This window comes from Mycolicibacterium anyangense, assembly GCF_010731855.1.
GTDB classification, from domain to species: domain Bacteria; phylum Actinomycetota; class Actinomycetes; order Mycobacteriales; family Mycobacteriaceae; genus Mycobacterium; species Mycobacterium anyangense.
In genome coordinates, this window is record NZ_AP022620.1 from 4,700,805 (window position 1) to 4,716,217 (window position 15,413).

The 15,413-nt window shown below is 62.5% G+C and carries 9 protein-coding genes and 1 tRNA gene; 3 read left to right on the plus strand and 7 right to left on the minus strand.

Annotated elements, in window-relative coordinates:
- Positions 1-88: 88 nt before the first annotated feature.
- Complete coding sequence (locus tag G6N35_RS22170) at positions 89-2,941, plus strand: MMPL/RND family transporter (protein ID WP_163806188.1); 2,853 nt, start codon at positions 89-91, stop codon at positions 2,939-2,941.
- A 24-nt stretch (positions 2,942-2,965) separates the two neighbouring features.
- Here G6N35_RS22170 and cax read toward each other — a convergent pair whose 3' ends face one another.
- A complete protein-coding gene (gene cax, locus G6N35_RS22175) occupies positions 2,966-4,087 on the minus strand; it encodes a calcium/proton exchanger (RefSeq protein ID WP_163806189.1) in 1,122 nt (373 codons plus the stop codon).
- 251 nt (positions 4,088-4,338) lie between these two features.
- On the opposite strand from cax, the gene G6N35_RS22180 reads away from it, so the two are divergent.
- On the plus strand, positions 4,339-4,995 hold the full coding sequence (locus G6N35_RS22180; RefSeq protein ID WP_179967409.1) for a VldE C-terminal domain-containing protein: 657 nt from the start codon (positions 4,339-4,341) through the stop codon (positions 4,993-4,995).
- Positions 4,996-5,061: 66 nt separating this feature from the next.
- Here G6N35_RS22180 and G6N35_RS22185 read toward each other — a convergent pair whose 3' ends face one another.
- On the minus strand, positions 5,062-5,565 hold the full coding sequence (locus tag G6N35_RS22185; RefSeq protein ID WP_163806190.1) for an EXPERA domain-containing protein: 504 nt from the start codon (positions 5,563-5,565) through the stop codon (positions 5,062-5,064).
- Between the two features lie 60 nt (positions 5,566-5,625).
- Positions 5,626-6,825, minus strand: coding sequence for a Fic family protein (locus G6N35_RS22190; RefSeq protein ID WP_163806191.1), 1,200 nt, complete (start codon positions 6,823-6,825; stop codon positions 5,626-5,628).
- 360 nt (positions 6,826-7,185) lie between these two features.
- Between G6N35_RS22190 and G6N35_RS22195 the strand changes: the two genes are divergently transcribed.
- Positions 7,186-10,857: a tetratricopeptide repeat protein gene (locus G6N35_RS22195; protein ID WP_163806192.1), complete on the plus strand. Its 3,672-nt coding sequence runs from the start codon at positions 7,186-7,188 to the stop codon at positions 10,855-10,857.
- A gap of 250 nt (positions 10,858-11,107) precedes the next feature.
- Here the strand turns inward: G6N35_RS22195 and istB are convergent, their stop codons facing one another.
- The 4 genes from istB to G6N35_RS22215 all read right to left on the minus strand — a co-directional run bounded on the left by istB (position 11,108) and on the right by G6N35_RS22215 (position 15,375).
- On the minus strand, positions 11,108-11,920 hold the full coding sequence (gene istB / locus G6N35_RS22200) for an IS21-like element ISMyma9 family helper ATPase IstB (RefSeq protein ID WP_163806193.1): 813 nt from the start codon (positions 11,918-11,920) through the stop codon (positions 11,108-11,110).
- On the minus strand, positions 11,920-13,140 hold the full coding sequence (gene istA / locus G6N35_RS22205) for an IS21 family transposase (protein WP_163807863.1): 1,221 nt from the start codon (positions 13,138-13,140) through the stop codon (positions 11,920-11,922). Before istA ends, istB begins: the two co-directional genes overlap by 1 nt.
- Before the next feature lie 326 nt (positions 13,141-13,466).
- A complete protein-coding gene (locus tag G6N35_RS22210) occupies positions 13,467-14,918 on the minus strand; it encodes a hypothetical protein (protein ID WP_163806194.1) in 1,452 nt (483 codons plus the stop codon).
- Positions 14,919-15,301: 383 nt separating this feature from the next.
- A tRNA-Gly gene (locus G6N35_RS22215) sits at positions 15,302-15,375 on the minus strand.
- Positions 15,376-15,413: the final 38 nt, after the last annotated feature.

Consider the following 15,413-nt stretch of genomic DNA (forward strand, 5'->3'; position numbering starts at 1 on the left):
CAGCAATCTTTGGTGGGGCCGCTGAATATGACGGTCTCGGGCTGGCGCCCTGCGAAGGCTACGTTATAGCTAGTATGACTAATTCATCATGACTGCTCCCACGATCGACCCCGAGCTGCGCGCTGACGAGGCGCGTCGCAGCGGCGTGGCCAAGTGGATCCGGCGGCTGGCCGTGCCGATCATCCTCGGCTGGATCGCCCTGATCGCGGTCATCAACGTCACCGTGCCGCAGCTCGACGATGTCGCCAAGATGCGCGCCATCTCGATGTCGCCGAAGGAAGCGCCGTCGATCCAGGCGATGACGCGAGTGGGAAAGGTCTTCGAGGAGTCGGACTCGGATAGCTCGGTGATGATCGTCCTGGAGGGCAACCAGCCACTGGGCGACGACGCCCACGCGTTCTACGACGAGATGGTTTCCAAGCTGCGGGCCGACACCACCCACGTCCAGCACATCCAGGATTTCTGGGGCGATCCGCTGACCAGGGTCGGCGCCCAGAGCGGCGACGGTAAGGCCGTCTACGTCCAGGTGAACCTCGCCGGCAACATGGGCGAGCCGCTGAGCAACCAGTCGGTCGAAGCGGTGCAGAAGATCGTCGACAGCCTCACGCCGCCCCCGGGCGTCAAGGTCTTCGTCACCGGTGGGCCGGCGCTGCAGGCGGATCAGCAGCACGTCGGCGAGAAGAGCCTGAGGGTCATCGAATTCGCGACCATCGGCGTCATCATCTTCATGCTGCTGTTCTTCTACCGGTCCATCCTGACCGTGGTGCTGGTCCTGATGATGCTGATCCTCGGGTTGTCGGTGACCCGTGGTGTGGTGGCCTTCCTCGGCTATCACGAGCTGATCGGCTTGTCGCCGTTCGCGACTCAACTTCTGGTGACGTTGGCGATAGCTGCGTCCACCGACTATGCGATCTTCCTCATCGGGCGCTACCAAGAGGCCCGCACCGCCGGTGAGGACAAGGAATCGGCGTACTACACGATGTTCCACGGCACCGCGCACGTGGTGCTGGCCTCCGGAATGACGATCGCCGGGGCCACCTTCTGCCTGGTGTTCACCCGGCTGCCGTATTTCCAGACGCTCGGCGTTCCGATGGCCGTCGGAATGGTCACCGCCGTTCTCGTGGCATTGACCCTGGGCCCGGCGATGATCACGGTGGCCAGCCGGTTCGGCATGCTCGAGCCCAAGCGGGCCATGCGAATCAGGTTCTGGCGCAGGCTCGCGGCCGGAGTCGTGCGGTGGCCGGGATGGGTGCTGTTCCTGACCGTCCTGATCGCGCTGGTCGGTCTGATCATGCTGCCCGGGTATCAACCGAGCTACAACGACCGCAAGTATCTGCCGGCCGACCTGCCCGCCAACCAGGGCTTCGCCGCCGCCGAACGGCACTTCCCGGTCGCCCGGCTCAACCCGGAAATCCTGATGGTGGAGACCAATCAGGACTTGCGGAATTCGGCGGACTTCCTGGTGATCGAGCGGATCGCCAAGGCGGTGGCTCGAGTCCCCGGTATCGGACGGGTGCAATCGATCACCCGGCCCGACGGAAAGCCGTTGAAGTACAGCACGATTCCCGCCCAGTTCGGCATGGGCAGCACCATGCAGAAGATGAACCGGTCTTACCTGCAGGACCGGATGGCCGACATGATCGTGCAGGGAAACCTGATGCAGGACTCCATCAACACCACCACCCAGATGATCACGTTGATGGAGCGGATGAGCGGCACCATGCACAACATGGTCACCCAGACCGACCAGATGGCCAGTGACATCTACGAATTGCGGGATCACATCTCGGATTTCGACGACTTCTTCCGGCCGATCCGCAACTACCTGTACTGGGAACCGCACTGCTACGACATTCCGATGTGCCAGTCGATGCGCTCGGTGTTCGACAGCCTCGACGGCATCGACAAGATGACCGATGACATCCAGTCGCTGCTGCCGGACATGCACAAGCTCGACGCGCTGATGCCGCAGATGGCGGCGATGATGGTGCCCACCGTCGAGAGCATGAAGCGGATGCGCATCATGATGCTGACCATGCAGGCCACCCAGGCCGGGCAGCAGGATCAGCAGGCGGCACTGGACCAGAACTCCACCGCAATGGGCCAGGCATTCAACGACTCCCACAACGACGACACGTTCTATCTGCCGCCGGAGATCTTCGACAACGCCGAATTCAAACGCGGCATGAAGAACTTCATCTCGCCCAACGGCCATGCCGTCCGGTTCATCATCTCCCATGAAGAGGATCCGCTGTCGGCCGACGGCATCAAGCGGATCGACGACATCAAGAACGCGGTGTTCGAGGCAATGAAGGGCACACCGCTGGAAGGGTCGAAGGTCTACCTGGGCGGCACCGCCTCGGCGTTCAAGGACCTCGAACTGGGCAACGCCTACGACTTGATGATCGCCGGGGTGGCGGCACTGACGTTGATCTTCATCATCATGCTGCTCATCACCCGGGCGATCGTGGCGGCGGCCGTCATCGTGGGCACCGTCGTGCTCTCGCTGGGCGCGTCGTTCGGGATGTCGATCCTGTTGTGGCAGCACATCTTAGGGATGGACCTGCAGTTCATGGTGATGGCCATGGCCGTGATCATCCTGCTGGCCGTCGGCGCGGACTACAACCTGCTGCTCGTGGCGCGCATGAAGGAAGAGATCGGCGCGGGCATCAACACCGGCATCATCCGCGCCATGGGCGGCAGCGGATCGGTGGTGACCGCGGCCGGACTGGTCTTCGCGTTCACCATGATGGCGATGTCGGTCAGCTCCATGGTGGTGGTGGCGCAGATCGGCACGACGATCGGCATGGGTTTGCTGTTCGACACCCTGGTGGTGCGGGCCTTCATGACCCCGGCGATCGCCGCCCTGCTCGGCCGCTGGTTCTGGTGGCCGAAATTGGTGCGCCAGCGCCCGGCCCCGATGGGCGAGCTGGTCCGGTAACCGGCGTGCGTCCTTAGCTGTGGTCTAGCCCCACCAGAACGAGGTGGCGATCGCGATGTACAGCGCGATCAGCACCGCACCCTCGAACCAGTGCGATTCGCCGTCGAAGGTCACCAGCACGGCAACCAGCGCCGACATCATCATCGAGGCCAGTAGCAGCGGGGAGAGCACCAGGTCGAAGGTGGGCTGACCGAGGAACCCCGCCGCCAGGACCACGATCGGTGCCACGGTGAGTGCGATCTGCACCGGGGATTGCAGGATCACCTGGATGGCGAAGTCCATCTGGTTCTTGGCGGCCAGTTGGATGCCGACGACGTTCTCCACGGCGTTACCCGCGATGGCCACGATCACCAGACCGGCGAAGACCTGGTTGATGCCGGCGGCGTCCATCGCGGGCTGCAGCGCCTCGACGAACCAGTCCGAGACGAACGCGGCCCCGGCACCGGTGGCGGCGAGCATCCCGATGGCCAGCGCTAGGGGCCATTCACCATGCACCGCTGCCTTGCTCGCGGCGGCGGCCGATTCCGCGTTCGCGGCGATGGGGTTGTGCTTCTCGGATCGCAGCATGGTCGCCGGCAGCGACAGGGCGAACAGCGCGAGCATGATGATCGAGACGACGATGGACACGGTGCGCTCGTGGGAGGCCGCCGGGGTGTGCAACGCGGCGGTCAGGGACGGCACGGCCAGGATGAACACCGCGAGGGTGAACATCAGGCCCAGCGTGCGGGAGTCGTCGGCGGCGAAGCGCTGACGGCCGTGCTTGAGCCCGCCGACGACGATGGCCGCACCCAGCACCAGCAGGGCGTTGGCCAGGATCGAGCCGACCAGGGTGGCCTTGACCACGTCGAACAGGCCCGCTTTGAGGGCGAACAGGATGACGAACAACTCGGGCAGGTTGCCCAGCGCGGTCTGCAGCAAGCCGGTGGCCTTCGCACCGAGGCGGTCACCGAGGGCTTCGACCGAACGGCCGACCAGCGATGCCAAGGCGGCCAGGGCCGCCGCCGACAGCAGGAAGCCGGCCACCGCGTTTCCGTTGCCGAAATGCAGTGCCGCGGCGGCGGCACCGGCGACCAGCGTGACGGCGATGGTGATCAGGTCGCGGCGGGTCCACATCGGTGGCGCGGTGGTGGCGTGGCTAGTCGTCACAGTTCCCCCTCTGTCATCGAAATCGGTTGTGGCACAGACTCGTTTGCGCCGTTTCGGGCCTAGGCCGTCTCATGGCCTGGAGATCGGGTCCACCGCGGCAGCGTACGGCAGCGGGCTGCCGCTGGCGCGGCGATCCCGGCAACGAACGGTCCTCGCCGGCGGCGTCGGGTAGGTGCCTTAATAGGGAATGGCGAATTTAAAGATTCGATACGTTGCTGTTATTGGTTCGTGATCACGCTATTCTGTCCTGCGTGGGGCGCCACGTATTTGCCAAGAAGCGGCGGAGACCAGCAATGGTCCTCGCCGTCATCGGCGTTCCCATCGCCCTGGCACTGGCCGTCGGCGGCGATGTGCAACCGCTGTCCGTCCAGCGGGCGGCGGCGCCGGCCGTCGTCGACCCAGCACCGTGCTGCCTGCAGCTGGTGGCAGCCGATGCGGCGATCGCCGCTCCCGGTGGCGCGGTGAGCGTTGGGTTCGCCCCGCAGGCATCGCGGGCGTCGCGGTGGGTGGTGGACACCCGGTCGCGCTTCCTGCCGGTCGGGCTGGCTCCGGAGAAGGGGCTGCAGGTCAAGACCATTTTGGTGTCCCGTGCCATCAGCGCCGAATTCCCGCAGATCCACAACATGGGCGGGGTGCGTCCCGATGCGTTGCGCTGGCATCCCGAAGGCCTGGCCGTCGACGTGATGATCCCGAACCCGGGCAGCGCCGAGGGCATCGCGCTGGGCAACGCGATCGTGGAGTACGTCTTCAAGAACGCCAAGCGATTCGGGATCCAGGACGCCATCTGGCGGGGCGTCTACTACACGCCGAGTGGGCCGTCAGGTTTCGGCTACGGCCATTACGACCACGTGCACGTCACCACTCTTGGTGGCGGATATCCGACCGGTAACGAGGTCTACTACCGCTGAGTCCACGGGCCGTTGAGTGTGCGTCTACGGCGGGATTTCGCGCGTTTTTCCGCCCTGTGCGCACACTCAATCGGTGGTCGTCGACAGGTCGGCGCCGTAGGGCCAGAACCGGTAGGCCACCAGGATCGGCACGATCATCCAGGGCAGGTTCATCGGCAGGTAGACGCCCAGGTGCGGGGGAGCATCCGGCCCGAGGAACGTCTGCATGAAGTAGAAGTACATGTTCATCAAGGCGCTGACCGAATAGACCAGGGCCAGGATGCCCAGCCATGGCCATTGCTTGAGCTTCCACAACCCGATGGTCAGCACGATCAGGAACGGCAACTGGACGAAGGCGTCGTACAACAGCGAGGCCTGCAACGTCGGCGGCATGACCAGATGCTGGGGTTCCTGTTCGACGGCCCAGGTGTGCAGTGCGCGCAGCACGGGCCAGGGGCTGTCGGTGGCGACGGGAATCCCGATCGCCTCCGGAAGGCTGAGCGCCGCCGCGTTGATAATGCCCAGGATGAAGGCCGGGATCAGCAGGTAGTCGAGTGGCCGCCGAACCAGCCGCGGTGGCGTCGTTGTCATCGGGTCAATGTAGGCAGGGAGCGGGAAGTGATGGCGTTGATAACGGGACTGGGGATTGGGTCAGCTGCTGGCTCGCTCGATCCTGCGCCCCAAGTCGTCAAGCTCATCGAGGATGAGGCTTGCTCCCCACACCTGGTCACGCTTGCGGTCCGTCAATGGTCGGATCACGTCAGCGTCGTGCAGCCGGTTTATGGCGGCGAAGACGCTGCTTCGAGGTGCATCGATCAGTGCTGCGACGTCGTCGGAGGAAAAGATCGGGGTCGACGGCAGTAGTAGGAGTAGCTTGTCGGTGGCGCTACTGCGCCTCACGGGCCCGACCATGTCCCGCCACTCACCTGGTATCGAATCCAATCGCTCTGCAGTAGTGCGTGATTCGGCGGCGGCGGTCTTCGAGGAGGTTGCAAATGTGGTGATCAACGGTCGGAGATCGCCGGCGCGGTATGCGGTGAGCGCACCAAAGTAGCGGTCGCGGTCGGCAACGAGCGCCGACGCCAATGGGACGACGAGGCGCGTTGTTGCTTCCCGGCGCCGGAAGATGGTGTTGATGAGCGCTCGACCGATGCGGCCGTTGCCGTCGGTGAAGGGGTGGATCGATTCGAATTGCGCATGCGCGATGGCGGCCTGAATCAGAACGGGGATGTCAGTGCGGCTCATGAATGCGATCAGGTCGTCCATATAGGCGTCGACGGTGTCTGGTGGCGGTGGCACGTAGAGTGCGTCACGCGGCGAATAGTCGCTCCCGCCAATCCAATTCTGGACAGTCCTCAGTTGACCGGCATGCCGCCCCTCGGTCGGATCTCCCTGCATCAGGGCCTCGTGAGCACGCAGAATCGTCGACAGCTGGATAGGGGCATCTCGATCGACACTCGAAACCATGTCGTTGAGGGCGGCGGTTGCCGCCACCATTGACACCGCACTGGAATTGCTTCTGCCGCCGTGCAATGCGCGTGCGTAGTCATCCACGCTTGCTTCTACTCGCTCGATCTTCGAGGACGCCACTGACTCTGTTCGAAGGAGCAGAGTGCTCAGCGCCGCCAGGTCGGGTCCATGGGTGCTGTCGAGTCGGGAGATCTCACCCATGGCGGCTTCTACTTCGACAGCGATCTCGGCGTCGACGGTGGCGTTGCTGGTGGCGATGTAGGGCGGCAGCCACACCGTGACTGAACGAAGCGTTCTGTCCTCGCGCGTGCCACCACGGTGGGTCTGCGCCCACGGGCGACGCTCTGTGCGGTGGCTGGGCCACTTGTCGACGGCCGGCATCGATGACTCCTAACTCGGACTAACTATAGCTTTAGTCCGAGTTAGGGAAATAACTCGGACTAGCGGGGCTGTTAGTCCGGGTTAGGTCTGGGCATCCCGCGGCGGGTTACCGGCGTTTTCCAGCTCATCTAGGACCTCGACGTCCGCATCATCAACGCCGCCACCGGCGACCTCCTCCGAGAACTCACCATCGACCCCACCAGGGACTACCAACCCCGAGGTGTCCCCTGCGGCCGACCACGGAAAAAGCTCTGAACCCCCAACGAGGGTTCAGAGCTATTCCGATGTCCTGAGACATCACAGGGGTGCATTCAGTCGGCACGCACGAGTGGGGTTCACCCCAATTCCGTCACCGTTGTAGTGAAAGCAACCGAGAACTATCTGTCGGTGTCGGCGGGCCGCCGTAGCGTAGCCCTCGGGCTTTCGTTGCCAGGCCTGACGAAATTTCACCAGAGAATTGCTGGAGGGGTCGTGGTCGTGGATTGGGCGGCGGCATTAATCAAAGTTGCGCCACCTGCGGGGCAGATGGCTGCCAAGGGGCTGCGTGGCTTCTTATCGACTTGGATAGTCGCTTACACCACCCGGAGACAGGCCAAGAAGAGGCGACTGGGGGTTTTGCCGTACTGGCAGTTGAGGAAGTACCTCAGCACGGGCGACGCGCTCGAAGCGTTCGCGAGTGGTGAGTCAGCTCGCTATCACGCTGTTGGGCGCGATCTCGTCGGACTGTACAAGCCGCCGCATGAGGCCAGTGATGACGGCGAGCGGCAGTCAGTCGAGGTGCTTCTCCGCTGCTATACGCGTGCACTCAGCACGAACGAGGCGGTCGAACTTCAGGGAGGCCTGACCGCACAACGGGTCAGTTCTCAATTAGACGAGCGGGACGCGCAACGGTTCGTCGGAGAGGCCAGATTCGAAGAGAACCTGCAGCTAATGCCACCTCACCGTGCAGCGGAAGCGCGAGAGCTCAAGCAAGATTGGCCGGCCGTCGTTCTATTCGTTCACGAGTTCGTTGCATCGTCCGACCGGGCTTCAGCGCTGCGTTCGTGGCATCAGGACCCGCCCGCCTGGTTTCAGGTTCGCCCGTCGAGTGCGATCGCCTGGTTTGCGCGGGTGGCAAATGATTATGGTGTCCGCGAGGTGGCATCAGCGGCGTTCGACAGTGCGATCGAAGCTGGAGCTACACCACCGGCGTATTGGCGGACTCGCCAGATATTGATGACAGAGGGCGACGTCAGGCTTTGCGCCGACGCGTTGAAACCCTACGCGGAGCAAGACACGGTCGCTCGTGTCATAGTCACCGCTGCTGAGGTAGGAAATGCGGAAGCGGCCGAGTTGCTCCGCCCGTGGGACCCCCAGTCGACGGCTGACAAATCGCTCAAGTGTCTGCTTCTCTCCCAGCTTCTTGCGTCCGACGATCTCAATGAAGCGATCACGCTCTGCGAGTCGGGTTTCGCGACGCTGGGGAGCGGCGCTTGTGGCACTCTTCAGGCGCAATTTCAGATCTCAAGGGGTACACCGCGGCGAACTGCTCTCGATTTTGCAGATCTGGAGCGGGCGCTCGAAGCTGCGCTTAAGGCGCGGGACGCAATCCGGATGTGGGGAGGCCCGAGCGGCAGAGCAGTCGAGCTCGCCATTACTGCTGCGCGCCTTCTTGGTCGTGACGAACAAGCCCGATCCCTTGCGTTCGCAGCACCCGACGGAAATGCGACGCTAGCCGAAGCGGAAACCGAAGGCGTCCGCCGGGCCGCGGCAAGTCTTGCGGCCGAATCTAATAGGCCTGAACTAGCGCGTAGTCTCGCAAACAGCGCCGACCCGATGACGAAGCACGAAGTTGAGGCGCTCATTGCGGTCTTCAATGAAGACCGGGGAACTGCGTTAACCCAGCTTCTGGAAGCGATCGAGCACGCGGTAGAACCCCATGACCTTGAACGTTTGAGTCTTGAGATCGCATTGCAGGGGGTTCGTGCACCCCAGCTAGCGAAACTGGCCGAGACGCAGCCGGACACTTCGGAGGAAATCGGCCTCGTAGCGGATGCCTACAGCGGGAACGAGGAGGCGCTCTCAATATTGAGGACGCGTTCACGTAGTAATCGCTTGATTGCTCGTGCGCTCATAGGACTGATGATCGATCGCGGTGAAACCAAGGAATCGGCATCGATAGCCGAAGTTGCGGGCGAAAACTGGTCGGATCCCGAGCTCGAGTTATTCGCTGCGGAGCTGCACCTTGAAGCGGACGACCTTGACTCTGCGGTGGCGTGTGCTGACAAGGCTCTTTACATGGCTAGTCCCAGGTGGGTGAACGCGCGTCGCGCCTACAACGTTCTCATACAGGCACATACGGGGCGGCGTAGGTGGGGGCAGGCCACAACAGCTGCAATGGCCGTGTTGGCAATGGACCCCAATAACGTCTCAGCGGTATGGGCTGTAACGGTGTGCCAGCATCAGATGGGGCAAATTGAGCAGGCCTGGAAAACCTACACCGAAGTAGGTGGCGCACCGCCGCCTCGTCAAGAGATCGAGGCACTGGTAAGAATCGACCTGTGGACTCGCTTCGAGCAGAGCCCATCCCAAATCGGCACGCTCACTTCGCTTTTGGATCAGTTTCCGCAAAGTCGGCAAGTGAAAGCGGCAGTCACAAATGCTCTTCTGTTCCTTCCTCTACGAGAAGACGGAGACAGCGACGCGGTTGATCTGGTTCGGCGTACCATCGCGCCTCTGTTAGAAGAACTTCAGGACATCTTCATCCAGATGCGCATTGACGAGGATGATCCGCGTTCGGCGCTGGACGAGCTAGTTCGAGAATTGCCCGACACGCGTGAGCACGACCAAAAAATTGAGCAGGGCAAGCTTCCCCTTGGTGTCGCAGCCACAATCCATCGAAAAAGTCTCACCGAAGTGCTGTCGCGGCGCACAGACGCGCCAATCTTCTCAGGAGATTCCGAGCGATTCGACGTGGAAGTTGCTGCAGCACTGGGCACCCTGCGATCCCGCGTGGTCGTAGACCTCACCGCCCTTTACACGTTGTCCGTGCTTGAGGGAGCTTTGTCGGATCGGCTTCTGGGATGTTTCTTGCGACCCGAGGCCGCAAGGGCGCAGGTGATCGACGCGATTCAAGGTATCGACAGCTTGGCCGGGCATAGGACGATGCGGATTGGCCGAGCCCCCGACGGGTCCGCGTTTCCGATGGTGATTTCTACCGAAGAAGCGGTCGCCATACATGCAAGAGCGCAACGTATCCGCGCTCAGTTCGACAAATTAGCCGTTAATGACACCGTGGCAATCGGCCACTTTCCCGAGATTGCCGCGATGGGCGCCGGGCGTTTCGCGTGGATAGCAGCCGTTGACCATGCCCTAGAGACGCATTGCGCACTGTGGTGCGACGACCGAATGACCCGAAGAATGGCAGCGGAGAAGGGGATTCATGTTTTCAGCACACACGCTCTGTTGGAAGCCCTTCGGCGATCGGGAGAACTCGGTTTATCGGAAGCCGTTTCATACCAATCAATGCTGGTCGCACAGTTCCTTGTAGGGCTTGATTTCAGAGACGATTGGCTGACACGGGCAGCGCAGATGGATGGTTGGAAGCCACGCGGCGCGGCCACCTACATCGCGCATTGCGGTCCGATGCCTGATGCCGCGCCGCTGCTCGATTTTGTAATGCATTCCGCCCGAGGCAATCTCGATGATCCTGAATCGCTGAGTGGCTGGATTGCGTCGGCTGCTCACTGGTTGGTGCATGTCGCAGGCAACAAGGGAGCAGCCCAAACAAACTTGGTCATTTTCCTATCGGCGCTACTTCAAGAGCCTTGGCTGGAGTCGAGCAAGTTGCCATTTGTGCTGAAGGGCATACGTGATGGGATCGGATCCGCCGACGTCGGTGACCCACTAAAGGACGCGATGACGCGGCATTACAGGCTCTTGGCAGAGGAGGCGGGCTGGGTGCCTGCGGCTCAGCGCATTCATGACCTCGTTGCTCTTACTGATGTCGATGACCGCGTAACGGCAGCTGGCGTCGTTCTTCTCATGAAATGACGCCTTTGTCGACGGACTAGGAATCACCCCGATGCTGGTCCGACATTGTGATAGCTCAGCCTGTGAAGTTTGTGCGCTTGATCTGTTGTCGTACCCCGCGCGATTGTTTCTTCTGATCAGGTTGTTGCTTCCCAGAAGGATTGAGAGCGGGTAGCCGCGCCTGTGGGCGTGTGCTAGCGCGGACGAGAAGGTGATCTGTCGGTTCCGGTTGAATCCTGCGCAGTTTCTTCCGGTCGAAAAGTGAGCAGGTTTACGGGGTTGAGTCTGCCTGACGGTCGACTTCGACGGAGGGCAGTGACTCGATTGCGGTGTGTTTGATGCGGTAGCTGGCGCCTTTGAGGGCGATGACGTCGGCGTGGTGCACGATCCGGTCGATCATCGCCGAGGCGATGGTGGCTTCCCCGAAGACCTGTCCCCAGCGAGAGAACGGCAGATTGGAAGTCAAGATGACCGACGATTTCTCGTATCGGGTGGAGATCAGCTGGAAGAACAGGTTGGCCGCTTCGGTGTCGAAGGGGATGTAACCGACCTCGTCGATGACGATCAGCCCGTAACGGGAGATCTTGCGCAACTCGGCCTCGAGGCGGTCGATGCGGTGGGCTTCGGCCAACCGGCTGATCCATCCGGTGGCCGGGGCGAACGCGACCCGGTGGCCGGCTTGGGCGGCGGCGATCGCCAGGGCCGTGGCCAGGTGAGTCTTGCCGGTGCCCGGCGGGCCCAGCAGGACGATGTTGCGGGCCTCGGCCAGCCAGCCCCCGGCTTCCAGGCGGGCGATCTGGACTCGGTCGACCCCAGGTTGGGCAGTGAAGTCGAAGTCGGTGATCGTCTTGATCGCCGGGAACTCGGCATACCGGATGCGTTGGCGGGCACCGGATTCGGCGCGGGCGTTGGACTCCACCGCTAACACGGCGGCCAGGTAGTCCTCTAACGACCAGTTGGCTTCGCGGCCCTGTTCGGCCAGCCGGTGATAGTGCGCAGCGATCCTCGGCGCCTTCAACAGCCGAGATTGATGCGCGATGAGCTTGTCGGCCTCACCCGGGGCCGGGGCACGTTTGGTGGCCATCAGGCGACCTCCTCGCCGGTCCCGAACGCCGCGTCATAGGCCCCCAGATCCGCGACCTGAACCTCGATATCGAGATGGCTGCTGACCGTGGGCCGGTTGCGATAATGCTCGCGTAGTACCGCCGCGGCAGCCAAATGTTCTGGATCAGTGGCTAATCCGTGGGTGCCCCAGAGCCGTTGATGGTCAGCGACCATCCGGTCACCGCAGACCGCCACGACACGATCCAGATGCGCGGTCACGCTGATCATCCGCCCGATGACCTCCGGATGCACCGAGTACGCATTGCCGCCCACGCTCACGTAGTAGTCCCGGCCGAGTCGGGTGCTGAAAGTGGTGCCTGTCGTGGGGGCCACGGGCGGCAACACGGCCATCGCGGCCCGGTCCACGGCGAGCGCGTCAGCCGGGATCGCCGTGGTGGTGGCGTGGCGCCGCGTGTTGGCCTTCACGGTCAGCCAGTAGCTGAGCTGAGTGTTGAAATCGGCCGGTGAGCTAAACGTCCGACCGGGCAGGAACGAGGTGCCCAGATACCCGTTGGCCCGCTCCACGAGCCCTTTGGTTTCCGGGTCATAGGGCCGGGCCTGAACCAGGCGGGTCCCCGGCACGCCGCAGAACCCGGCGACACCGTCGGCCAGGCGGCCGCGCTGACCGATACCGGACTCGTTGTCCCACAACACTGTCCGCGGGACTGCGCCGACGTGCCCGGCGAGCAGTTGCCACATCCCGGCCAGCAGATCCCCGGTGACTCGTGACGGGATCATTAGTGCGGCGATGAACCGCGAATACGCGGCGACCATCACCAGCACCGGGAAGGACCGCAACACCCCGGCGTGGTCGGGCACCAGGGCGCCGGGGAACCACAGATCACACTGGACCTGCTCCCCGGGCCGATGGACCAGTCGGTCGCACGGATCGGCCGGCGCATACTGCGGCCGGATCCGCGCCACGTTCTCGCTGAACCAGGAATGCCCACCCGACCAGCCCACTCGCTCGGCGATCACCGACGCCGGAATCGTCGGATACTGCTTGAGCACCGCCCGCACCGCGGGCTCGACCTGGGCCCACGCCGAGGTCCTCACCGGTGGACGTTCATAACGTGGCGGGCAATCCGAGCGCACCGCCTTGGCCACGGTGTTGCGCGCCAAGCCCAACTGCCGGGCAATCTCGGCCTGCGAGAGCTTCTCCGACCGATACAACCGGCGGATCTCAGCCCAATCCTCCACAGTGATCACTCTCCAAACGTTGAAGGGTGCTCACTTTTCGACCGGAACTACCTGCTCAATTTTCGACCGGAACCGACAGTGATCGTGCTCGGCATACTGAGCCTTAATCGCTCGAGCTCACTGTTCAAGTAGATGCCCCGCCGCCCACGTGGCACTTCGTTATGACTGGCTTGGATCCGCGGCGAACGCCGCTGCATCGACATTCTTGTCGAGCTGTTGATTGGTGATGGCAAACAGCCTTTAGTCGCACATTCGCGTGCGGACGAGTCGACTGAGAGCCCGCAATCAAGGAACCTGGTGACCGCAGACCGCACAGTGGCTTTGGCTCAACTTCGCTGATCAAACTTCCGCAGAAGCGCCGCCATGACCTTGCTGTCATCGAGGCCAGCGTCCTCAACGAGCACCTCAATCGCCAGCGTCTTGATGGCTTCCATCGGTAGCCAAGGAGGAAGGTCACCATAGGTGCGCTCAAACCTGACAGGCCTCCACGTTTGATGATCGATAAGCTCCACCCAGCTTGCACAGGAGATGACAAGGGGCCTAAGCAAATCGGGATTGGCCTCTAGCGCCTTGGCCAATCGATCGCGCACCTCCTCAACCGAGGTCACGTAGGCGAAGGTGTACATCATCGACTGCCCGTTTACGTCGTTAGCGGCCCAAGCGTCGGGGTTCGCCCAGTCGATTTCCGACCACAAGAGGCGTAGCTGCTCAGTCGCGGCACGGGCTGCTGCACTACGTCCGTCGCCGTGATTGGCCGTCGCTAGGAGTAACGCCACCGCGGCGCATGTTGGAAGCCGTTGTCGGTCGCCCCTCACCAACTCGAGCTGCTGTTCCTCGCTCGCGTTGCTAGCCACGGCAACCGCAAGGCGTGCTGTGCCGTCCAGGTTGTACGGCAGAAGATGAGGGGTTAGTGGGACTGATGCCGCAAATCCGGTTGCCTCTGCGACACGGTCGCGAAGGTCAAGGTCGTAAGGGCGATGGCTGACTCGGGCGAACGGCCGGGCTTGATCGAGTAGTTCCCGGTGTTCAGCAAAAGGATCTACATCGCTGTGGTAGCTGATGACTTCTGGAGGTTCCGGCACCTCTACCTGTTCGCCGCGCGAAGCGCGAACCAGATCGTCGACGGATCGTTTGAGGTCCGCCAACGCGGCTTCAAATGCGATGTCCGATTCGGGGTCAGCGCCTCCAAGCCAATTCGAAGCCGCTGCAATTACCTCGGTCATCGCGCGTTCCAGAGCGTCGCACCACGGCGCGACCTGGGTTCGTGTCACGCGGACTGCTGCAAGTTCAATTTGAGCAGCTTCTGCGATCGACCGCACTTCATCGTGTGCCGTGGCCAGAGCGGACCGAAGGCCTTCTTGTATCGGGCGAAGTTCCATCGCCGACGGCTGCAGGTAAACCGGGTCGCCGTCGTCGTCGTATGCGACGAACGATCTCCGCACTCGTTCGTTGAGCTGTTGCCATCCACGAGACCAGGATCGTGGGCCGCCTCGAGTTCGCTCGGCGGTAAGACGGAGAGCCTCAACCCGCCGAACTAGCTCAATGGTTGACGGAGCGTGAAGCGCACCGAACGACTCGGACGCGACGAGGATTTCAGTCGCCTCATCGTCGTTGATAGGCCAGCTGCGTTGAAGGTGGTCGTACTCCGCGATCTGTGCCGCCTTCCACTCACGAAGCGTGTCAGCCGGGAATTGACCCGGAGTCTCGTCGATCTCGTATGAATGCTCGATGCACAGCAGAAGTAGGTTGTCTATGCCACGGTTGTCCTCGGGAGGCATATCGATCCATCGTGGGCCGCCCTTGCGCCTTGCGTGGATATGGGCCACTCGACTGTTGAGCACTCGATCACCCGTGTCGTCCGACACCTTGTACAGTGGCCGACTGCACTCTGGATGCGCGCAGCGGAGCGCCGACCCATACAGCTGGCGAACCGTGGCTTGAGTAGGTAGCGGGTATGGCGCGTCCGTCACGTTGATCAGTCTCTCGGTTCCTACCTTCGTCCGCCATGACTTGTTGGTGAGGTTTGTCGGCAGCCTCAAACGGAGAGGCCGGAGGGTGATTACTTGAGGATCGTCAGTGACAGTTTCACCGGCGTTGTGACAACGTCGTGACACCGACGCCGGGATTCGAACATATCGAACAGCGTTGTCGCTGCTCAGGCTGGAGCCGATGACGGGAATCGAACCCGCGTATTCAGCTTGGGAAGCTGATGTTCTACCATTGAACTACATCGGCATGTGGCGCTGACGAAGGATATCAACCCAGCCCCCGGT